The organism is Lysinibacillus sp. JK80, assembly GCF_027557635.1.
Taxonomy (GTDB): domain Bacteria; phylum Bacillota; class Bacilli; order Bacillales_A; family Planococcaceae; genus Lysinibacillus; species Lysinibacillus capsici.
In genome coordinates this window covers 432,981-454,963 of the sequence record NZ_CP058997.1, presented here as the reverse complement: position 1 = coordinate 454,963, position 21,983 = coordinate 432,981, and the positions used below count along the sequence as shown (strand labels likewise).

23 protein-coding genes are annotated in these 21,983 nt (G+C 37.0%); 8 read left to right on the top strand and 15 right to left on the bottom strand.

From position 1 onward, the window contains the following. Positions 1 to 4 precede the first annotated feature (4 nt). The 8 genes from HXV90_RS02295 to HXV90_RS02260 all read right to left on the bottom strand — a co-directional run bounded on the left by HXV90_RS02295 (position 5) and on the right by HXV90_RS02260 (position 7,365). The gene (locus tag HXV90_RS02295; RefSeq protein WP_112118420.1) at positions 5 to 1,273 is read right to left on the bottom strand and encodes an MFS transporter; all 1,269 of its coding nucleotides are present in this window, start codon (positions 1,271 to 1,273) and stop codon (positions 5 to 7) included. Positions 1,274 to 1,426: 153 nt separating this feature from the next. Next, a complete protein-coding gene (locus HXV90_RS02290) occupies positions 1,427 to 2,614 on the bottom strand; it encodes an MFS transporter (RefSeq protein ID WP_054550446.1) in 1,188 nt (395 codons plus the stop codon). Between the two features lie 220 nt (positions 2,615 to 2,834). Beyond that, positions 2,835 to 3,704 carry a metal ABC transporter permease gene (locus HXV90_RS02285; RefSeq protein WP_269898265.1) on the bottom strand — a complete coding sequence of 290 codons (870 nt, stop codon included), beginning with the start codon at positions 3,702 to 3,704 and terminating at the stop codon, positions 2,835 to 2,837. After that, positions 3,701 to 4,573, bottom strand: a complete 873-nt coding sequence (locus HXV90_RS02280) for a metal ABC transporter permease (protein ID WP_269898264.1) — start codon at positions 4,571 to 4,573, stop codon at positions 3,701 to 3,703. Before HXV90_RS02280 ends, HXV90_RS02285 begins: the two co-directional genes overlap by 4 nt. 11 nt (positions 4,574 to 4,584) lie before the next feature. Then, a complete protein-coding gene (locus HXV90_RS02275; RefSeq protein WP_048392425.1) occupies positions 4,585 to 5,313 on the bottom strand; it encodes a metal ABC transporter ATP-binding protein in 729 nt (242 codons plus the stop codon). A gap of 9 nt (positions 5,314 to 5,322) precedes the next feature. Continuing rightward, positions 5,323 to 6,237, bottom strand: coding sequence for a metal ABC transporter solute-binding protein, Zn/Mn family (locus HXV90_RS02270; RefSeq protein ID WP_115673329.1), 915 nt, complete (start codon positions 6,235 to 6,237; stop codon positions 5,323 to 5,325). 152 nt (positions 6,238 to 6,389) lie between these two features. Beyond that, positions 6,390 to 6,551: a hypothetical protein gene (locus tag HXV90_RS02265; RefSeq protein ID WP_237898168.1), complete on the bottom strand. Its 162-nt coding sequence runs from the start codon at positions 6,549 to 6,551 to the stop codon at positions 6,390 to 6,392. Positions 6,552 to 6,756: 205 nt separating this feature from the next. Next, positions 6,757 to 7,365, bottom strand: coding sequence for a TetR/AcrR family transcriptional regulator (locus HXV90_RS02260; RefSeq protein WP_054550449.1), 609 nt, complete (start codon positions 7,363 to 7,365; stop codon positions 6,757 to 6,759). 160 nt (positions 7,366 to 7,525) lie between these two features. Between HXV90_RS02260 and HXV90_RS02255 the strand changes: the two genes are divergently transcribed. Both HXV90_RS02255 and HXV90_RS02250 read left to right on the top strand, forming a co-directional pair. After that, positions 7,526 to 8,263, top strand: a complete 738-nt coding sequence (locus tag HXV90_RS02255) for an SDR family NAD(P)-dependent oxidoreductase (RefSeq protein ID WP_259950777.1) — start codon at positions 7,526 to 7,528, stop codon at positions 8,261 to 8,263. Between the two features lie 125 nt (positions 8,264 to 8,388). Continuing rightward, entirely contained in the window at positions 8,389 to 9,417 is a 1,029-nt protein-coding gene (locus tag HXV90_RS02250) for an S-layer homology domain-containing protein (protein ID WP_269898263.1), read from the top strand. A 22-nt stretch (positions 9,418 to 9,439) separates the two neighbouring features. Here the strand turns inward: HXV90_RS02250 and HXV90_RS02245 are convergent, their stop codons facing one another. The 4 genes from HXV90_RS02245 to HXV90_RS02230 all read right to left on the bottom strand — a co-directional run bounded on the left by HXV90_RS02245 (position 9,440) and on the right by HXV90_RS02230 (position 12,882). After that, on the bottom strand, positions 9,440 to 10,339 hold the full coding sequence (locus HXV90_RS02245) for a LysR family transcriptional regulator (RefSeq protein ID WP_269899012.1): 900 nt from the start codon (positions 10,337 to 10,339) through the stop codon (positions 9,440 to 9,442). 260 nt (positions 10,340 to 10,599) lie between these two features. Beyond that, positions 10,600 to 11,139: a flavodoxin family protein gene (locus HXV90_RS02240; RefSeq protein ID WP_269898262.1), complete on the bottom strand. Its 540-nt coding sequence runs from the start codon at positions 11,137 to 11,139 to the stop codon at positions 10,600 to 10,602. A 188-nt stretch (positions 11,140 to 11,327) separates the two neighbouring features. Continuing rightward, a complete protein-coding gene (locus HXV90_RS02235) occupies positions 11,328 to 11,930 on the bottom strand; it encodes a hypothetical protein (protein WP_259950780.1) in 603 nt (200 codons plus the stop codon). A 241-nt stretch (positions 11,931 to 12,171) separates the two neighbouring features. Next, positions 12,172 to 12,882 (bottom strand): TspO/MBR family protein, encoded by a 711-nt coding sequence (locus HXV90_RS02230; protein ID WP_269898261.1) that lies wholly within the window; start codon positions 12,880 to 12,882, stop codon positions 12,172 to 12,174. A gap of 355 nt (positions 12,883 to 13,237) precedes the next feature. On the opposite strand from HXV90_RS02230, the gene HXV90_RS02225 reads away from it, so the two are divergent. The 3 genes from HXV90_RS02225 (at position 13,238) to HXV90_RS02215 (ending at position 16,966) form a co-directional block, all read left to right on the top strand. Continuing rightward, complete coding sequence (locus HXV90_RS02225) at positions 13,238 to 14,137, top strand: MerR family transcriptional regulator (protein WP_221680292.1); 900 nt, start codon at positions 13,238 to 13,240, stop codon at positions 14,135 to 14,137. A gap of 396 nt (positions 14,138 to 14,533) precedes the next feature. Beyond that, positions 14,534 to 16,105: a phytoene desaturase family protein gene (locus HXV90_RS02220; RefSeq protein ID WP_269898260.1), complete on the top strand. Its 1,572-nt coding sequence runs from the start codon at positions 14,534 to 14,536 to the stop codon at positions 16,103 to 16,105. A gap of 57 nt (positions 16,106 to 16,162) precedes the next feature. Next, complete coding sequence (locus tag HXV90_RS02215) at positions 16,163 to 16,966, top strand: methyl-accepting chemotaxis protein (protein ID WP_269898259.1); 804 nt, start codon at positions 16,163 to 16,165, stop codon at positions 16,964 to 16,966. Positions 16,967 to 17,081: 115 nt separating this feature from the next. Here the strand turns inward: HXV90_RS02215 and HXV90_RS02210 are convergent, their stop codons facing one another. The 3 genes from HXV90_RS02210 to HXV90_RS02200 form a co-directional block, all read right to left on the bottom strand. Beyond that, positions 17,082 to 17,618: a DUF6143 family protein gene (locus HXV90_RS02210; protein ID WP_004230683.1), complete on the bottom strand. Its 537-nt coding sequence runs from the start codon at positions 17,616 to 17,618 to the stop codon at positions 17,082 to 17,084. A 250-nt stretch (positions 17,619 to 17,868) separates the two neighbouring features. Further along, a complete protein-coding gene (gene ade, locus HXV90_RS02205; RefSeq protein WP_269898258.1) occupies positions 17,869 to 19,614 on the bottom strand; it encodes an adenine deaminase in 1,746 nt (581 codons plus the stop codon). Positions 19,615 to 19,709: 95 nt separating this feature from the next. Then, entirely contained in the window at positions 19,710 to 20,132 is a 423-nt protein-coding gene (locus HXV90_RS02200) for a pyridoxamine 5'-phosphate oxidase family protein (protein ID WP_048392416.1), read from the bottom strand. 163 nt (positions 20,133 to 20,295) lie between these two features. Here HXV90_RS02200 and HXV90_RS02195 point away from each other — a divergent pair, with 163 nt between their 5' ends. From HXV90_RS02195 to HXV90_RS02185, 3 genes are all read left to right on the top strand, one after another. After that, positions 20,296 to 20,922: a YczE/YyaS/YitT family protein gene (locus HXV90_RS02195; RefSeq protein ID WP_004230690.1), complete on the top strand. Its 627-nt coding sequence runs from the start codon at positions 20,296 to 20,298 to the stop codon at positions 20,920 to 20,922. 143 nt (positions 20,923 to 21,065) lie between these two features. Beyond that, on the top strand, positions 21,066 to 21,353 hold the full coding sequence (locus tag HXV90_RS02190) for a PadR family transcriptional regulator (RefSeq protein WP_054550495.1): 288 nt from the start codon (positions 21,066 to 21,068) through the stop codon (positions 21,351 to 21,353). After that, positions 21,340 to 21,945, top strand: a complete 606-nt coding sequence (locus HXV90_RS02185) for a DUF2812 domain-containing protein (protein WP_259950783.1) — start codon at positions 21,340 to 21,342, stop codon at positions 21,943 to 21,945. The genes HXV90_RS02190 and HXV90_RS02185 overlap by 14 nt, the downstream gene beginning before the upstream one ends. The last annotated feature ends 38 nt before the right edge of the window (positions 21,946 to 21,983 follow it).

The window sequence follows — 21,983 nt, the reverse complement described above, 5'->3', positions numbered from 1 at the left end:
CTTTTTAAGCTGCTCTCCTAGACCAAATGACAACAGGAATCAATACTAACGACAATAGCCCTCCTGCTAAGGACAACACTGCATAGCTTGAATTCGCCACTACCATACCTGATAGCGCACCACCTGATGCACCTGCCAATGCCACAAAAACATCCATCTTCCCCTGTGTTTTTGCACGGGTAGAAGGCTCCGTCGCATCAACAATTTGAGCAGTTCCACTAATTAAGCCAAAGTTCCAACCTAATCCCAGTAAAGAAAGTGCCACAATGAGTAACACCATTGAATCGCTTGGTGCAAATGCAGCCACTACGCCAGCGAGTAGCAACGTAATACCTGAAGCTATACTCATTGCTGTACGTCCGATTTTATCAACAAGAATACCTGTGACAAGTGATGGCAGATACATAGCACCTACATGAAACCCTATCACAATACCAACCTCGGCTAATCCATGTCCATGATGTTTCATATGTACAGGTGTCATTGTCATGATGGCCACCATGACAATTTGTGTCAGGACCATAACTGTTGCTCCTACCGCTAGGCCTCTTTTATTGCTAGATATAGGCATGGATGGTGTTTGATTTTCTTTGTTCATTTTTTGCTTATGTGCCTCTATGGCTTTCGCTATTTCTAGCGGGTCAGGACGCAACATAGTAAACAATACAAGCCCCGCCATAATAAAGGCCAAAGCAGATAATAGAAATGGACCCGCTAGAGCTGGAATACCGATAGACAGCGCCACTTTTCCCATCCATTCTACTAAATTCGGACCTAAAACAGCACCAAATGTGGTCATAAGCATGGTTGTACTAATCGCCGTAGCACGTTGCTTATTATTGGCCAAATCTGTCCCAGCGTAGCGTGCCTGTAAATTAGTTGCCGTACCAGCTCCATAGATTAATAGAGAGGCAAACAATAACACAATACTATTCATTAAAGTAGCAAGGACTACACCTATTGCACCAAGTCCACCCACTATAAAACCTGTTGATAAGCCTATACGGCGACCATAACGCTGTGATAGTTTTCCTACAATGAAAGCGGCACCCGCAGAGCCTAACGTAAATAATGCAGAGGGTACACCCGCATAGGCATCCGTTCCAAGCATTTGTTGTGCCAGTAGAGCGCCTACAGTAATACCCGCCGCAAGTCCAGCTCCCCCAAAAATTTGGGATAAGCTAACAACTATCAGTACACGCCTATATAGGTTTTTTAGTTTTTCTGGTGACTCAATATAGGACGCAATTGACTCTTGAGATTTTTCAACCATTTTTCAACCTTCTTTCTCTATGTATATCAAACAAGATTACTTGAATTAATGAAGAAGGAACCGTCTCCATCTAGACAGTTCCTTTCCTATGCTACCATCTTTTTATACCTCTATCGTATGCCCCAATTGGTGTCATGCATAAAGGACATGATATTAATGTGCATGCATAACGACATTCTTTTTCTTTGCGTAAAATAAGAAAGTAGTGGTTAAACTTAAGCTTATGATTCCGAAAACAAGTCCCATACCACTTAAACCAATTAAATCTAGCATCATACCTGTCGATAAAAGCACGATTTGAAAGACGACGGAATCAATCATGTTGCGGAATGAGAAAAAGCGTCCATGAAACTGTTTAGGTACTTGTTTTTGGAAAATTACCATTGTCGTTGGGAAAAAACAGCCAACTGAAAAGCCAAAAACGCCAAATGCCACTAAAGCGAAAAATGGAGTCTCTGCAAGTAATAATAGGAGCTCCATTGAGCCGATAATAAAGGCTAATGAAAAAAGCAGTGTACCCATTTGTACACGGTCAGCAATCATTTTCAAACCAGCTGCACCAAGCATAAATCCTATACCTTCCACCGTATACAATAATCCTGAAATTGTGGTAGATTGATGAATTTCAGATATTTTCATAATCACTAAATTAAAAGAGCCTAAAAATAATGTAGGAATTAACATTAAGACAAGCGTCATCAAGACGACTGGATGCTCTTTGATCATCGGTAACACTTCTTTAAAATTCCCTTTTTCTTTGTTTGTCATCGTTTCAGTAGATGCTTCATCCAATTGCAATAAACTAGTAATGACAAACATGCCTAAATAGACAATAAATGAAATAATATATAACCATTTTAACTCAAAAAAACTGAGCATAAATCCAGCAGCGGCTGTACCGATGATCCTTGAAATGGTTCTCGCATTCATTTGCCAAGCATTTAATGTAATTAAATCCTGTTCCTTCGCAATCATGGGAATAATAGATTGCAAGGCAGGCATATAAAATGCTGCTGCTATTTGCAGCGTGATTAAAAATAGAATCATCCAAATGACCGAATTAGTATAAAGTGCGATAAACATAAATAAAACACTGATGATGCGTCCGATACTCGCCATCTGGACAACCGTTTTTTTCTTCGATTGGTCAATGATACGTCCTGCCATTGGACCAACAACTAAGCCTGCTAAAATACCACAAGAAATAATTAATGATTTGTGAAAGTCAGAAGGTACTACCTCTTGCATAAAGGCTAAATTGCCAATAATGCCAGCCCATAAGCCGAGACCTACGACAAATTCACCTAATAAAATAATCCATACGTTTCGATTTCTCCACATGCTGTTCTCCTTGTTGCTATCATAAAATTTATCGTAACAAAATTTTAAATATTCGTACATAAAAATATAGAAAAATTTGCTAGATGCTACTATTCTTTCTCTTTCTAGTTTATCTTAACGAGTATACTATTTTTCCTAGAAGTAGTACTCATTCAAAAGTTTGAACTTGTCCTCAAAAGAAAAAACATCGTTTGATGGGCGTATCAAACGACGTTTTTCATTAAGAAGTTTCTAGTTTATGAACAAGTACTTTTTTTCTACGCTCAACGATTTTTTGACAGATGAACGTCACGATAAAAATGAAGCCGACTGTTGTTGCCATCATACCTGCTATAGAGGTATCCCAAAATTTCGCTAAATAATAGCCAATGACGGAAGCAGCAGCTCCAAAGAGCATACTATAGACGAACATTTGCTTAATCGTCTTGCTGATTAAATAGGAGGTAGCAGCTGGCCCAATCAACATGGCAACCACTAAAATGGCCCCTACACTATCAAAAGCTGCCACTGTTGTAAACGAAATCGATGTCATAAAGCCATAATGAAGAAAGACAACGGGAATGCCAATGGTTGCTGCATACACAGGGTCAAACGTTGCAAGCTTCATTTCTTTAAAGAATAGGAGTAGGAACGCAATATTAATGACGAGGACGAGTAAGAGCATCCATACTGCCTTAGGCATTGCCAGCCCAAGCAATGTCCATTTATCCCAAGGAACAAAAGCAATTTCTCCCATTAAAACATGCTCAACATCTAAGTGCACATTGCCTGCAAATAAGGTGATGAGGAGAACACCTGCTGCAAACAGAGATGTAAACACTACGCCTATCGCTGCGTCTTCTTGAATACCAGAAAAATGTAATAATTGCACAAGATAGGCTGTTAAAATCCCTGCAAACGCAGCACCTACCAACATCCAAAAACCATTCAACGTTTGGGTAATAAGGTAAGCCATCACAATGCCAAAGAGCACTGTATGACTGATCGCATCTGCAATCATGGACATTCTACGCAAGATGAGGAAGACACCTGCAATTCCACAAGTTACCCCAACTAACAGTCCCGTGAATACAACCCAAAATTCGATCATCCTACATCACCCTGCTTTCGAAATTGCATTTTCCTACGATATTTACTAATTTGACCAGTTGGACTTATAAAATACGATAGAAAGAATATACCTGCTGCCACTAAGACAATTATAGGACCCGTCGATAACCCTGTTCGAATCGCACTAATAAAGGTTCCTGTTATGCCAGCGATACCTCCAATCGCAGCACTTAAAATGAGCATTGTGCTCAATTTTTTTGTCCATAACTTGGCACTGGCAGCAGGAATAATTAATAAAGCTGACATTAAAATAACGCCAACAGCTTGTATACCTGTAACAATTGTCATGACAATTAAAACCGTTAATGTTGCCTTTAAAGCCTCTATTGGTAAGCCAATCCCTTTTGCATAAACAGGATCAAAGATCAGTAGCTTCCATTCCTTATAAAGCAAGAGACTGACCACAATAATGATGGTTGCACTAATAAAGAGCCACAATAAATCTGCCTTGGTCATCGTCGCTGCTTTACCGAAAATAAAATTATTCAGACCACTCTGATTCCCCAGTGGGCTACGGTTAACCACTGTTAAAAATACAACACCAACACCAAAAAATACGGTGAGGACTAATCCAATGGCAGCGTCAGCCTTCATTTTTGAAAATGACACAATCCATTGAATACAATACACAGATAATGCAGATGTAATGCCTGCTCCTGGCATTAAAATTGGCAATTCCTTTTGACCTGTTAGCAGGAACGCAAGGGCAATACCTGGTAATGCTGCATGCGCAGCAGCATCCCCAACTAGACTTTGTTTCTGTAAGAAGGAGAACGTGCCTGTGATGCCTGCTGCAATGCCAAGTAACATCGTTCCACTCAGTACCCACAATAAGTTACCGCTTAACATTATGTCCCTCCTTACACATGCTGCATCATGAAAAGTTTACCACCATATGTTTTTTGTAATTGCTCTGGTGTAAAAACATCTTCCGTTGCGCCTGATGCTAAAATCGTTTTGTTTAATAGAATCGTATAGTCAAAGTATTCTTTGACGGTTTGAAGATCGTGATGCACAACAAAAATACTTTTTCCCTGTGCCTTTAAATCCTTTAAAATATCAATAATCGTTTTTTCTGTCGCAGCATCTACTCCTGCAAATGGTTCATCTAAAAAATATATATCTGCATTTTGTGCAAGGGCTCTAGCTAGGAATACACGTTGTTGCTGGCCTCCTGAAAGCTGCCCGATGGAACGCTCTGCAAAATCCTGCATCCCAACACTTGCTAAAGCTTGTCGAGCAACAATTTTATCCTGCTTAGACGGTCTTTTAAATAAGCCTGTATGGCCATAACGCCCCATGAGCACCACATCCAACGCATTTGTTGGGAAATCCCAATCCACCGCATTACGCTGAGGCACATAGCCTACGACTAAACTCTTTGGCTCAAACACCTTCCCTAAAATTTCTACCTTTCCCACTTTATTAGGAAGCTGATTTAAAATGGCCTTTAAAAATGTGGATTTCCCTGCACCGTTCGGGCCAATAATGGCAGCTAGATGACCTGTAGGCACTGTTACACAGGCATTTTCTAATACTGTTTTTTTATCATACGCCACTGATAGATTTTCCACTGTTAATGCATACATATTCTTCACCTACTTTAATGCATCGACGATCGTGTCGATGTTATGTTGATACATACCTATATACGTACCTTCTGTTGTTCCTTCAGCTCCCATAGCATCTGAGAATAATTCCCCACCGATGACAATGTCGTGACCTTTCTCCTTAGCCCCTTCAATAACAGCTTTCATTGCCTTATCGGACACACTGGATTCTATAAAAAGAGCCTTAATCTTATTTTCTACTAAGAAATCAACCATCTCCTGAACATCCTTCACACCATACTCTGAATCAGTACTCAGCCCTTGCAAGCCACGTACTTCAAATCCCTGACTTCTGCCAAAGTAATTGAATGCATCATGAGCCGTTACTAATATTCTTTGTTGCTGTGGTATTTCATTCACACGTTTTTCTGCGTAGCTTTGTAAATCATCCAGCTTTTTCAAGTAAGCTGCTTCATTTGTTTGAAAATCTGCTTTAAATTCAGGGTATTCTTCCTGAAGCTGCGTACTGATTGCCTTGACAACACCTTTCCAAAGCTCAACATCAAACCAAATATGTGGATCATGGAGCATGGCATCCGTATCACTGGCAAGCAGTTGCTTTTCATCTAATGTCTCGCCCACTGCCAAGACCGTTTTATCCTTCGCCATTTGTTCAAATATATCGAGCATTTGTCCTTCTAAATGTAAGCCATTATAAAAAATGACTTCTGCTTTATCCAATTTCGATAAATCACTTTGAGTCGCCTTGTAGAGATGGGGATCTACGCCTGGACCCATCAATGCTGATACCTGTAAATGATCACCACTGATTTCTTTAATCGCATCTGCAATTTGTCCTGTGGTTGCAACCACAATGCCTTCTTTTTCACCCTCTGTTTCTGCTGAACAGCCAAATAATAGAAATGAGAGTGATAATACCACCACACCTAACCATTGTTTCATTTTCCTACCTCAACTTTCTCTTTATTAAGCAATTGTTTGAAAAAAGTGCCTAAACTACGAAGTAACCAATTGGCGGACAAGCCGTAAATTGGTTGTCATGCCCGCCCTAGTCGTATTCAACGCCAATATCCCAACTTTTTCCACACAATACCTTAATTTATATTCATTTTCCTGACAAGCTGGCGCCAGCTCATCCAGAAAAGGATTAACATCATACCTGCGCCTACTGAATCGGTCAGTTTCCATACGATTGCTAAAATAATTAAAATGGCCATTGGAAGAATCGTCAGTTTGAAATCACCTAAATCTTTCATTCACGCACTCTTCTTTCTTTGGAGATATTTTGTTTCCCTTAGGAAAAATATATGCTTAATACAAAGAAAATTCAACTACTTTATGAAAATTTCTTTAAAAAAATTTTTTCTTATACAAAAATTAGTTTAGCCCAAACAAAAAAATCCCTAATGCAGACATTAGAGATTCTTTTATAAAAATACATAGATTTATGTTAATATACTTTTATTCTTCTTTTTCTAGCGGCTTTCCTATAAATTCAAATGCATAAATATGTGTTTTTGTTAATTCAATAATATCCTTGATTAAAGCTTCTTCTGATTTTTCATAGCCGCTTGCAATCCATTGCATCATCAATCCATAAAAGCCGTAGGAAGTATAATGCTTGAACATGTTCATGTTGACAGGCTGCTGATTGATCGTCTCAAATTTAAATTGCTCTTGATAAATTTTTGTGATCGTTAAGGGCATACGGGTGTGCAACCCAGGAATCGTATCTTCCACATTCAGCAGCTCGAAAAACAAACGGTGCCTATAAATGTAATGAATAATATTAAAGGATGGTGCTTTCAATTTTGTCGTGTATACCTTTTCTCCATATAGGTAGGGTTCACCTACTGCCACTTCCAGACCATTCAGCATTTGTTCTAGTAAATTCTCTGCTAGTTCAAATTTATCTTGAAAATGCACATAAAAGGTACTACGGTTATAGCCCGCTCGTTCTACAATATCCTTCACTGTAATGGCTTGAAAACCATGTTGTTTCATTAAATCGACAAACGCTTCATAAAAATGACGGCGGGTTCTTTCTTGTCTTTGTGTCCATTTTGGCAATTTTACTTCCCCCTTTTAGACATTCCAGGCACATATGTCTACTAGTTAGATATTTACTACGACATTAATGATTGTTTCCGTTTTCAGGCGTTTTACAATAAAAGTACACCGTGATTTACACAGTGTGCAAGAAAAAAGTTTGTTTAAGGGAGTGTCATGTATGGGGAAATTACAAGATAAAGTCGCAATTATTACAGGTGGTGCTTCTGGTATCGGTGCTGCAACAGCCAAATTATTTGTAGCAGAGGGAGCAAAAGTGGTGCTTGTGGACCTAAACGAGGAAAAAGGCCAAGCATTTGCAGCTGAACTACAGGCAACAGGAGCAAAAGCCATGTTTATCAAAGCAAATGTAACGGATGAACAGGAAGTAGCAGCTATTTATCAAACAACTATTGAGGCATTTGGCAAAGTCGATGTCCTTTTTAATAATGCAGGGATTGGTCGTGTTACGCCAACTGAGGAGCTTCCTTATGCGGAATGGCGTCAAACTGTAAATGTAGACTTAGATGGTGTATTTTTAATGGCGCAGGCTGCCATCAAAGAAATGCTAAAAGCGAATGGTGGTACAATCGTTAATACAGCTTCGATGTATGGCTGGGTTGGCTCGCCAGGATCAGCTGCTTATAATGCAGCAAAAGGAGGCGTGATTAATTTAACACGTTCATTAGCATTAGAATTTGCTACGCGAGGGATTCGTGTCAATGCCCTATGTCCAGGCTTTATTGATACACCAATTATCCCAGAAGAAAGTAAGGAGCCATTACGTCAGATCACACCTATGCAACGACTAGGACAACCAGAGGAAATGGCGAAAGCTGTTTTATTTATGGCATGTGACGATTCAACGTTTATGACAGGGAACACATTAACAGTAGATGGTGGCTACACAGCCCAATAACGACGTTTAAAATAATCGCTACCCGACAAAGGGCAGCGATTATTTTTTCACTAGAAAAATTTGCAGTTTTTATCCATTTCCTGCAAACTATTACTAAAGCGAGCAAGAAAGGATGAAGACAACAAATGAAAAAATTAATAGGTACATTATTATTTTCTATTCTGATTATAGCTAGTGCAGGCAATGTACAAGCTGCTGGCTTTCGGGACGTATCAAAGGATCATTATGCATATGAAGCTATTTTATGGGCAGAAGAATATGATATTGTTAATGGCTTTACAGACGGTACATTTAAACCGAATGCTACCATTACTGAACAGCAATTAGCAAAATTATTAGCCAATTTTTATGAGCTCGAAACGCCCATCGACGAATTAAAAAAGCAAACGCCTTCGGCAAACTGGTCGGATGATTTCTATAACCAGCTCGCAAGCTATGGGGTGCCTTTAAATGGCTATTTCGACAACCGAATCCGAGCGGCTACTGTGAAGCGTGGTGTAGTGGCACAGGCTATTGCTCATTTAGCTAGCGGTAAGAAGGGCTTAAATCAATCTATTCAATTTTTACTTGATACCTATATTTCTTCTGGGTTAAATCCACAGTATGAAGAGCGTAATTTACAAAAGTTTTATGGCGTGACAAGCAACATGACCCGTGCGCAAGTTGTCACGATGCTCTATCGTATGGACGAACGAAATTATTATGAAATTTCAGCGGATGCACAAGCAATTCATGAGAATGCCAACAACGTATCCTTAAATAATAGGGCAAAAAATGCTCAAAATCAGCTCGACAAATCATTACAGCAGGCTACTCCTAGTAAAAGCGCATGGGAAGGTGTGTATACTTATTACTACAAATGGGGTAAGGGTACAAATGAGTTTAACCGCCGTGATGCTATAATCTCCAATGCCACAAACAAGAGCTTTTCTATTGCTTTAACGGCGAATGATGGCTCCGCTTCAGGTAGTGTAAATGGCACAGCCACAATTACAAGCAATACGAAAGCCCTTATGAATACATCCTCGAATGGCAATCGTTGTGTTGTCGAGTTTGAACGTTTATCCAATAATGCCCTAAAGGTGTCCGAGATTGATTGTCGTGCTGAACGTAATGAAGGCACCAATTTTTCGGGTACCCTCAAGCAGCAATAATTTGTAACAGAGTCTGAATCATTCAGGCTCTTTTTTCATCCTTAAAAGCTTCATAGCTATGTTTGGCGATGGCAATAAAATCTTCGAGACAGGGATGCATATGCTTATCTTTATGCCATGCAATATCTGTATAAATTGGCGCTAAATCAATTGTGGACGGTACTTCCATTAATTGCCCACTTTCCAGCTCCTTCTCTACAACCATTTTAGGTAAAAATGTAATACCTAACCCTGCCATCACACATTGCTTGATTGCTTCAATACTGGCGAATTCAATCATTTGTAAGGGATTGACACCCTCTTGCTGTAGCTGTGCTTCTAAATGATTACGATAGGAGCACCCTATTTCTGTTAACAACATCGTTTCAGTTGAAATTTGTTGAGCCGATAGAGGCTGACTAATTTCTTTGGGGACACTCACAAAAACAAGCTGTTCCTGAATCAATCGCTCTCGCTTGAGCATGGCTGTTTCCTGATAAGTGTCCGTTATCAATGCAATATCAAGTTTACCAGCTTGTAATAAATCCTTTGCAATAGCTGTTGTATGCACAGGCTTAAAAATGATTTTCACTTGCGGGTGTGCTTGTTGAAATTGCTGTAAAATACTTGGTAGTCGATAGACACACTGACTTTCCTGTGCTCCTACCTTCAATAGGACTTGCTCCTGCTCGTTGGATATAGCTTTTTTCATTTCACTGTCTAGCTCAAGCATTTTTTTTGCATAATGCTGTAGACGCTTGCCCTCTTCTGTGAGAATAATGCGCTTGCCAAGCCGCTCAAAAAGATGAACACCTAACTCTTGTTCTAATGTTTTTATCTGAGCTGTAATACTCGATTGAGCGTAGTCAAGAAGCTGGGCTGTCTGTGTAAAGCTTAATGTTTCAGCTGCTGTAAAAAACGTTTGAAGCTGCTTAATATCCATCACTTGAACCCCTTCATCTATTTCTTCGATAGTTTTTGTTGAAACATTCATCCTTTTCGATAATAAAATCCAATATACACTAGTTTGTAGCTGAAAGAAAGAGATGGCTGCATTTACCAATAGCGCAAGTAAATATCTAACATCAAAAGAACCTTTCATCATATAAAGAGAAACGAATTTGGAGACTTCTTTCCTCCAAATTCGTTTCATTGTATTGTGCTATAAAAATAGTCAATATCATCTAGAGGCCAATAAGGTACTTATTGTAATTCTTTTCTAAGATGATCAGCTGCAGACAATGCTTTTAGATCTTGAAGGATCTCGCCTGGCTTGTTTCCTTCTCCTAGAATATATCCCTCAAAGGTTATCCCAACAAAATCAAAAATATGTTGAAATTGCTGAATCATTGGTAACCCCTTTATATAAGGCTCATCTCCACCAACTGCAATAACATATGCTTTTTTAGAAGACATTAATGCTTTAAAATCAGGATAATTCGAGTCTCTTAAGGTTTGTGACCATCGATCTATAAAGTTCTTCATCGCTCCTGTCATACTATACCAATAAATAGGCGTAGAAAATATAAGAATATCATGTGGAAGAATACGGTCAATGACGGCGTTATAATCATCGCTGACATCTGTGAAACCTTCCGCAGCATGACGCTTATCGATTATTGGCTGAATAACACAGTCCTTTAGATAAATTTCTTCAATCATTAGGCCTTGAGTGGCTAATTTTGTTAAAGTCTCTACATTCCCATTCGACCGATTGCCACCGTAAATAACTGCTATTGACATTTAGAATATCCCCGTTTCCTTGAAGTTTTTACTATTGTTCCCGTATACCTATATCTTATTATGAATTTACAATTCGATAAAGATGATTATTTCGATAAAATCAATCGAAAAAAATGATTACAATTAGCATGCATACTTTTAAAAATATGTTCAATTAAACTAGGATACAAAATGAAATCAATAGTTAGTTATAACCCCTCTAAATTATCCAACAAACTATACCCATATTTAGCAAATTGTTGTTTGACTTGGTTAATGCAATATTTAATTCGTTTCTTTTTTTCTTCTTCGGAATATCCTATTGGGTTTTTTACACACGCACCCAAATCAATCCATTTCAAAGTGCTATTTTCCGTATCCCAGTATATATGTTCAAATTTAAAATCAAAATCGTATCTGTCTACATTCATCATATCTTTTTTTGCTTCAATCATTTTCAAAACAATTTCTTTTAATTCGTTGTTAGTTATGCCTTCTTTTAAAACCTGTGATAAAGTTTTACCATTCACTTTTTCTACAAATAAAAACTCTCTTTTTTTATATGCATAAATTTTAGGAAAATAAGGACTACTGTTTAACTCCAACAATGCGTATATATCGTTATCCCCTTTTCCTTCAGATAAAAATTTTTTCAATATAATTCCTTTGTTTTTCATTTCATAAACAATTGACCGTTTTCGATGTAATTGAATGATTTCAACTTCTTTACTCAATATAAGATTATATTCATATAAATAAATAGATTCTTTAGTCTCTTCTGGTAGATCATAAAAATAATTTGTGACAAGCAAAACTTGATTACTCCTTTCATCATAAGAAGATTCGACAAAAAGAGCTTATTCCCTTTATATTTCCATTATTTCTACATTCAAAAAAGTGAATACATTTTAATCATTGGATAAGAAGAATTGGATGAAAGGTCACCTATCTTTACAAAAAACCCAAACTACACAGAAGCTCATAACACTTCATTAGTTTGGGTTTCTTTATAAATAAATTTTCTTTTCTTATCAAATATTATAGATACTTTAACTATAATCTTTTAGGCCTTCCAATGAAAATCCAAATTACCAGGAACAAACTATATATAAATGGCATATAGAAAATACTCCCTGCATCTTCTCCATTCTTGATAGCGATTCCTATAAAAGCCCAGATAATTACTAATGGAAAAAATACATCTTGCTTATAAACACGTATAAAAGCAGCTAGCACAGTCGCAAGAATAAGTAATAACTGTGCCCATATTTCCTCTGAGAGCCCAAACCCATCCCACTCATAATATTTAAGCACAAAGCTAATATTAGCCATCAACGCCACACTAATCCACCCTAAATATACAGAAAACGGAAGTCTCCCTGAAAAACGATTATCCTCTTTCAGGTAACTTACATATAGAAAAATTATATGAACCAATAAGCCGACCATAATAACAATGGACGTTATAAACAATTCATAATGCCAGCTCAACAACCATGCGATATTTAAAAATGCAGTGATTACAAAGAGACCAAGCTTGCTATTTATACGATTAGTAGTTGAAGATCGAAATTGTTGTACAAGCCAAATGAATAATAAAAAATAAATCAAGCCCCAAATACTAAAAACATAGCCTGCTGGAATAAACAATACATCTACCTGATTAGAAATTTCACCTGTCTTTTTCCCATTAATCCCCACCGTGCTAGCTAGTCCATTAATAATAACCATGGCGAAATAACTTATGAGTGCAAGCCATTTCATGTTCTTTCCCCCTCTCATTTACATCATCTAATTCAATATATTCATTACCCATTCCAACTTATAATTACTCCGCTTACATAACATTAATAAATTATTTAAAGCCATTAGCTTATCTATAAAATCGTATAGCCTACTCATTATGGTATGGAAGAAAAAACCAACAAATTGTCTCATTAATTTCCCCACCCTTATTTTCCTGTTATTCAATATTCAACCACTCTAGTTATACAATTGTTGTACAACTTTTAAATATCTATATTATAATATGAAAAGTTGTAAGGTTTCGGATAGAGCACTACGGCACACAAATACTCACAATCATGAATATTAATAGCTATAGAAAGGCAGGGAAATAATGACACCAACAGATTGGCAATATAATATTACACAGGTATCTGAAATCACAGGGCTATCCAAACAAGTGATACGTAAATGGGAAGAGCGCTACCAACTTGTTCATCCCAAAAGATTAGAAAATGGACACCGTGTTTATAGTGAAGAGGATGTGCAGCTATATTTAAAAGTACTTAGCCTTTCGAACCAAGGCTATTCTATAAAACAAGCAGTGACAATTGTACTTAGCAATCAAAATGTTTTAGAGGCAGTTACCCCCACGGTGTTGACCATAAGCGACAATGTAGATCATTTCTGTAATCTTTTATTGGAAGAAGGAAGACTTTGCAATGAAGTAGAACTTAATCGACTCCTGCAACAAGCAAATCATTCATTAGGATTAGCAAAATTTCTATCTCATGTGATTATTCCTTTCTTACAAGAGGTAGGAAGATTGTGGGAAAAACAGGAATGGACCGAGTATCAAGAATCTGTGACTACGATGATTGTTAGAGATTATTTAGTACAATTAAGACGGAATTATCACTCTAAAGAGGATGCACCACTTATAATGGGCGCATGCTTACCAGGGGAGCATCATGAAGTTCAACTTCATATTTTATTGTTGCAAGCAATGATGACTGGTTGGCGATCATTCCTTGTTGGCAGTTCTCCAGCTGTTGGGGCAATTGAATCTTTAATCATACATTTTAAACCAAAGGTGGTTCTATTATCTGCTATGACTACAAGGCCATTTGAGTTATACCCTACTAGCATTCAGCAATTAGATGACTTCGCTGCAAAACATCCTTCTATTCGATTTTATATGGGGGGTGCTGGCTCTGAAGAGTATTTAAAAACACATTCCTTACATTCAATTGCGATTGCCAGTACTATTGATGAAGTTATAAATAACTTATAAACTCTCACTCTAAATAACTTTTATTATTAGTAGGAGTTTAACGTTTTTGGTTAGAACTAGTACTATAAATAAACGTTAAAAAGTTTATTTATACTGCTATCCCTGTTTAAATAAGGCATTGTTCTTACAATCTATATTATTGAGAAGTTCAACGAGAATATCATGGATGAAAGCATTGGTTACAAATGCTTTTGTCTATGATTTTTTTTTGCACTCAATAGCCATAAAATAATTTTTTAAATTTCAAGAATATATAGTTTGCACATTTTTGTACACTAATTGTATAATCACTGTATAACTTTTGTACAACTAATAAATATTTTTATCTATTTATAAATCATGACTCAATACAGGTAGTGTTATAAGACTAAATAGCAGATACGGAGGTTTTTCACAATGAAAAAGGAGATTATTGTTATAGGAGCTGGTCCAGGTGGTTTAGCGTCGGCAATGCTGCTTAGCGCTAAAGGATTTAATGTCAAAGTGTACGAGAAACAACCCTATATTGGTGGTAGAACAAGTGAAATAAAGCTAGGAGAATATAAATTTGATATGGGCCCCACATTTTTAAATATGTTTTATATTATTGAAGAAATATTCGAGCTTGCCGGTAAAAATATACATAATTATATAGATCTAGTAAACCTAGATCCAATGTATGAATTAATTTTTCACGATAAGCGCATTAAAATGACTCGTGATCGTGAGGAAATGATTCGTCAGATAAATGAACTATTTCCAGGCAATGAGGGCTCTTTTGAAAAATATATGAAGGAAACTAATCACAAATTAGAAGCGTTAGTACCTGTATTGCAAGCAAGCATGAACCGTTATACAGATTTACTACAACCAAAAGTTTTAAAGGCATTGGGTGAGCTTGAAATCGGTAGATCTTTAATCGATACGCTTTCACGATTTTACAAGCAAGAGGAATTACAACTTGCCTTTACTTTCCAAGCAAAATACTTAGGCATGTCTCCGTGGGAAAGTCCTGGTGCATTTTCCATTCTATCTTTTATTGAGCATGCTTATGGTGTTTACCACATTACAGGTGGCATTAATAAGTTAACACAGGCAATGGCAAAGGTTGTACGAGAAAATGGTGGAGAGATCTACACGAACTGTGGCGTTTCAAAGCTCTGGTTGGATGATCGAAAGGTAAAGGGTGTCATTTTAGATAATGGCGAAAAAATAGCATCTAATGAAGTAATAATAAATAGTGATTTTGGTCATGCGATGACTCACTTAGTCGAGCCTGGTGTTCTAAAAAAATACACTAAAGAAAAGTTAGAGAAGAAAAAATACTCTTGCTCTACTTTTATGCTTTATCTAGGTGTCAATAAAAAATTTGATTTGCCCCATCATACGATCTGGTTTGCAAAAAATTACCGAAAAAATGTTGAAGAAATTACTAACCATAAATTGTTGTCGGATGATCCATCTATCTACATTCAAAATGCAGTTGTAACAGATCCGACAGTTGCCCCACAAGGGAAATCAACGCTATATGTATTAGCACCAGTACCTAATAATTTCAGTCATATTGAGTGGGATACCTGTGAACAAGATTATCGTAACATGCTAATTGGGTTAATTGAGGACAAACTTGGCATTGAAAATCTAGAGCAATACATTGAAGAAGAACACATAATTTCACCGAAAAATTGGGAAGAGAATTTAGGTGTATATAAAGGAGCAACTTTTAACCTAGGTCATCAGCTTACACAGATGCTGACATTCCGCCCTCACAATAAATTTGAAGAATTAAAAAATAGCTGGTTAGTTGGAGGTGGTACACATCCAGGAAGTGGTTTACCGATTATCTTGGAGTCTGCACGTATTACTTCTAATGGAATTCTACAAAAGCATGGTCTAGCACAATTAGCAGTGAAACCTTTACCTAAAATAGATCTCTTTAATACGGAACTCAATAACAAACCTAGTGAAAAAGTAATGTTGCATATCTAATAATCATTAAGTATGAATTAAATTTAGCTTAGCTACCTAATATAAGGATTTGAAAATATGAATATTCAGACAAAACATATGAATGAAAATGCAATTGTAGATTCAATGAAAAAAAATTTAGCCCTTGTAGAGTTTAACTTGAATAGAAAAGTGATTTGGGCTAATAAAAAATTTGCAGAGGTTCTAGGATATCAGGTGGATGAAGTTATTGGGATGGGTCATGAAAAGTTTTGTAAACCGGATTTTATACAAAGCCCAGACTATCATCTCCTATGGCAAGGTTTATTAAATGGAGAAAAATATGAAGGAAAAATTGAAAGAATAAGTAAAATGAACGATTCTATATGGCTTGAAGCAACTTACCTACCCATTTTCAATGACAATAATAAGGTAAGTTCCATATTAAAAATTTCAACAGATATTACAAATCGAGAATTCAATACTTTAGAGATTATTGCTAAACTAAAAAGTATGCCTCAGGAGTTAGTAGAAATTGTTGTATCCAATTCAGAAGAAAACATAAAAGCCGTAGCATCACTTGCTAAAGAAGTTGACGCAATTAGAGATACTGTAAAAGTGATTCATACTATCGCTAAACAAACAAATGTCCTAGCACTGAATGCCGCAATAGAGGCTGCACGTGTTGGTGAAAAAGGTCTCGGATTTAAAGTCGTAGCAGAAGAGGTACGAAAATTAGCACTGAATGTTGATAATGCACTTCGAAATATCGAATATAATGTAATGACTATAGAAAGTGATACGGAAAAGGTCGATAATATTACACATGATTTGAAGAAAGTTGTAACAGAAACTCACAATGAATTTAATAAAGCCATTGATAGATTCGAAAAAATGCTTTAACTAGTCAATAATACAGCAGCTAAAGTTCTCAATAGATATTTGAGAGCTTTAGCTTCTTTTTTCTAACTAATTAATATCACTATAAATTATATTCTACTAACAATATCCTTATTATTTAATGGTATTTTTTCATTTTTTCAAACCACCCAAATGCTATCTCAGCCTCTATACATTCATTGTCCTGTGTAACTAAAAAAATTACAAATGATTCACCAGATGGAAAAATAAATTTTCCATCTTCATCGCTTACTAAAGTACTTTGTGGTGGAACAATTCGTTTAAACGCATTTACTCCTTTATAGGGGTGCCCTTCAACAAGTTCAGCAAATTCAATTTTAACGTCTGGATTTGGTGGTGGATAAATGGCTGTATTAGTAGGCGTTACATTTTTAGAAATCATTGAATCCCCAGGAGGTATTGCATTAAACCAAATTTCAGCCAGAATAGGTTGTTTAGAATAATTAGTAATGGTAAACGCATTTACAAACAAATCCACATTAGAATATTTAGGATTACTTAAGCTTCCCCACGCATTTCTTCCTTTTTTTAAGGTAATTAATTCGGTTTGCCCAACAAAATATTGACCTAATAATGATTCATATAAAGGAGTAGGAATACTAACTATTTTCATAAATCGATCATTATTTTTCATTGTCAATCTCACCCCCTTTTATATATTAATGTATGTATTTTTAGTAGGGATGTTTAGACGAAAATATCTTACAAATAAGAGGTTGAATTAATCAACACGCAATCCTTAATTTTACGACTAATTCCATATTACAATGACTTGTAAGCATGTTTATAGTTCGTAAATGATGGTGAATGAGAGCTAGCACTAAATAAGCAATATAAGAAAACGACCTAAAAGCTTAATGAAAGCTAGTAGGTCGTTTTTTCATCTATGCTTCTACTGAGATATGCTGGAAGGTTGTCACATCAAATAATCCTGTATCTGTTAGCTTTAAAGTAGGAATAACTGGTAATGCCACAAAAGAAAACGTTAGTAGAAAATGGAAATCTAATGTTGGATTAAGCGTCTTTAATGCCCTGTGCAAGCCTGCTAGCTGCTCCTTTGCCTGTTGAGCTGGTACATCTGTCATCAAGCCACCAATTGTTAATGGCATCTCCGCTAGAATTTGGCCATCCGCAACTATCACAAAGCCCCCTTGGATTTCCTGAATGCGTGTAAGCGCCAGGACCATATCCTCATCATTTGTTCCTACAACAAGGGCATTATGGGAATCATGAGCTACTGTTGTGGCTACTGCTCCTTTTTGTAAGCCAAAGCCTTTAACAATTCCTAAACCTGTCGTGTGTAGCTGATGATGACGTTCGATGACGGCTAGTTTCAGTAGATCTTGTTCTACAGAAGGGACGAAAACACCATCCTTTACAGGTACATCCATTATTACATGATTGGTAATTAGCTGATTCGGCACAATCTCCATTACATTTGCCTTTGTACCCTTTGTGAATGCTAGTTGTAGCCTATCCTTTGTAATGGTTGGTAAATGGACAGATTGATGGATATGAGCAGGCACAACTGGCTCTTGATGATTTGTCAGCATTTTACCATTTTCAGCCACTTTCTGCCCATTTTTCCATACGGCCTTTGCCTGCATTGTTGACAAATTCTCTATTAACACAAAATCTGCCTTATAGCCTGGTGCAAGTACACCTCGATCTAATAAACGATAGCATTCTGCGGTGTTAACGGTTGCTAACTGGATTGCTTGCAATGGTTGCATCCCTTCAGCTATTGCCATGGCGATATCATAATTGATGCTGCCTTCGTCGATTAACTCATCCACATATTTATCATCTGTACAAAATCCAAAGCGACGAGCATTATGCGACTGGACAGCTGGCAATAAGTCACGTAAGTTTTTCGCGGCTGAGCCCTCTCGGATTAGCACATACATCCCCTGCTCTACACGGTCAATGGCTTCCTCAGCCGTTACACATTCATGATCTGTGTGAATACCCGCAGCTCGATAGCCTGTAATTTGTTCGCTTTGTAAGCCTGCACAATGCCCATCAATGACTAAATTTGCTTCCTGCGATAATAAAATTTTCTGAAGCATGTCCTCTTGCCCATTTAATACCGCTGGGAAATCCATCACCTCAGCTAATCCACGAACCTGTTCATGTTGTAGAAATGGTGCCAAATCCTTAGCTGTTATTGTAGCGCCTGCATTTTCAAACTGTGTACCTGGCACACTTGATGGCAGCATCACAAAAATATCCATATCTGCCTTTTGTGCATCATCGAGCATAAATTGAATGCCTTCTGCTCCTGCGACATTGGCGATCTCATGAGGATCTGTCATTACCGTTGTAATCCCATGAGGAAGTAAAACGCGACTAAATTCCCCTGGTGTCAACATAGAAGACTCAATATGTATATGACCATCAATTAAACCAGGAATGACATAGCCTCCTGCCGCATCCTCTTCCTGTTTAGCGTGAAACTTATTCGTGCGATCTAGAGCCACAATCATCCCATTCTTCACGACGATATCTGCTTTTTGCCATGTTAACGAAAAAACATCTGCAATTTGCGCATTTCTAAGTATAAAATCTGCCTCTAATTTTCCTTGAGAAGATAATACATTTTGTGTTAGCTGCTGTAATTTTATCGACATAATCTATACTCCTTTTTCTTTTAAGAACTATCATGCCAAAAAGATGCTAGCCATTGCAACTATTTATCGCTACATCAGTAAAAAACGACCATTGATCAATGGTCGTTCGAAAATTCTAGCTCTTTAGGTGGTTGCCCTTTTTTATTCATCAAGCGCATACGAATAGGCTCAATCTTTAATGTCACCATTTCATCCTGATTGCCAATAAAGATACTTGTAAAAAATTCGGCTAGTTTATTTTTTATCCCTTCTTCATGTACTTCCGTAAGTTTGCCTTCTATTTCCACATACGTATCACCAAAGCCACCATTTTCGTAGCCATATAAAATATGGGTATATGGGTTTTTGCGCAGCTCTTCCATTTTTTCTGAATGCTTATTCGTCACTGTATACAATACAAAATCTTCATGCTGGAATGTCATGTATCGTGAGTAAGGTTTGCCATTTTCTACAGTCGCCATTGTGCCAATCTTTTCTCGATTTAACACTTCTAGAATTTCATCACGTACAGAAGTCATAATATCCCATCCTTTCATCTATATATCTATTTTGCCCTCTCCCAAGAAAGCTAAACGGTCTTTTTTTGAAAAATGTGAAATGACAATCTTCGGGCATATTGAAAATCTATTGTTATAATAACTGGATGGACAACAGGAATTTTCGAATGAATGAGGGTTAAAAATGAAACAAGCTTTTTTTACGCGCTGTTTGTTTTTCATAACAGGCATTATCGTACTTTCTTTTGGTATCACATTAACAATTAAAGGCCAACTCTTTGGAGTGGGCTCATGGGATGTACTACATATTGGCTTAACAAAAACAGTAGGCCTATCAATCGGTTCATGGTCCATTATTTTGGGACTTGCTATTTTAGCGTTTGATATGCTGATTACGAAAAAGTTCCCTTTACCTGGAACGTTTATCGATATGTTTTTGGCAGGCATTTTTATTGATATTTTCAACTATTGGTTACCTGATATTGATGGTTTTTGGATGCAACTTATTTCTTACCTTACAGGGCTAGTGTTACTAGGCTGGGGCTGTGGAATGTATATGGTAGCAAATTTAGGTATTGGACCGCGTGATACTCTCATGCTGATGATGGTTCATAAGCTTGGCTGGAGTGTGACTCGCTCTCGTACAACAATGGAAGTAACAGTTGCAATCATTGGCTTCCTACTTGGCGGTCCTATAGGCATCGGTACGGTATTTATGGCATTTGGACTTGGACCAATCGTACAATTTGCCTTATCCTATAACGAAAAATTATTTATGCGATGGACAGGCGTGAAAAGCGCTGTTGTCTAAACTTTAAAGACAATGCATTTTTGCATTGTCTTTTTTACAGTTGAAATATACAGTTCAACTATATATAATCAAACTATATAGTCCAACTGTATATTTGAGGTGAAGATGTGAAAAAACATAAATTATTACCTTTATCCGAAACCATGCATTATATTCTACTTGCCTTACGTGAACCGCTACATGGCTATGCCATGATGCAAAAAATCGAGGAAATGAGCGCAGGTAGTGTAAGGATTGCTGCCGGCACTATGTATGGAGCCATTGAAAATTTATTAAAATATCATTGGATCGCGCCTGTTGAGACCCAGGATACAAGACGCAAAGTTTATCAAACCACAGAAGAGGGTCTAGAAATATTAGCGGCAGAGCAACAAAGATTGCAGCGCATTTTATCTTTATACGAGGGAGCTGGCGAACATGATAAAGTTTAAAATCTTTTTTGATATCGAAAAGGAAGAGCGTTGGTTAAACGAAATGTTAGCCAAGGGTTGGCTATGCTCTCACATAAACTCAGCAGGTATTTATACATTTCAGCCTACTGAAAATCTTGAACAAGTTATTCGGATTGATTGTCAGCAGGAGCTTCGGAAAGAAAAGAAAGCTACCTATAAGCAATTACATGAAGATTTTGGCTGGCGTATAGTAAAAGAAAAATCATATGATGGCACTTTTTATTGGACAAAAAGTAAAGATGGTAATGATGAATTATTTTCAGATCATGATTCCCACATTGCGAAATATAAACGTTTAATGAAACATGCAAGCAATTGGGCAATACTCTCACTTATCTTCTTAATGATTTTTAATGGCAACGATAACGTCGCTCCCTTTTTCAGTATAAAAAGCGCATATTATACCCCAGGTTTATGGGATAAAGAAGGTTCTGCCTTCCTTTTTGCTTTTTTATTTGAAACACCCTTTGCCATCATGCGCTTTCTTCCACCATGGCTATTTTTAGCAACTTGTAGTATTTACATCACACTCTATTATCGTTATCGTAAATCCATACAGCAATTTTTATAGCAAATAATAAGGAGCCCCTTACGTAGTGTAAGGAGGCT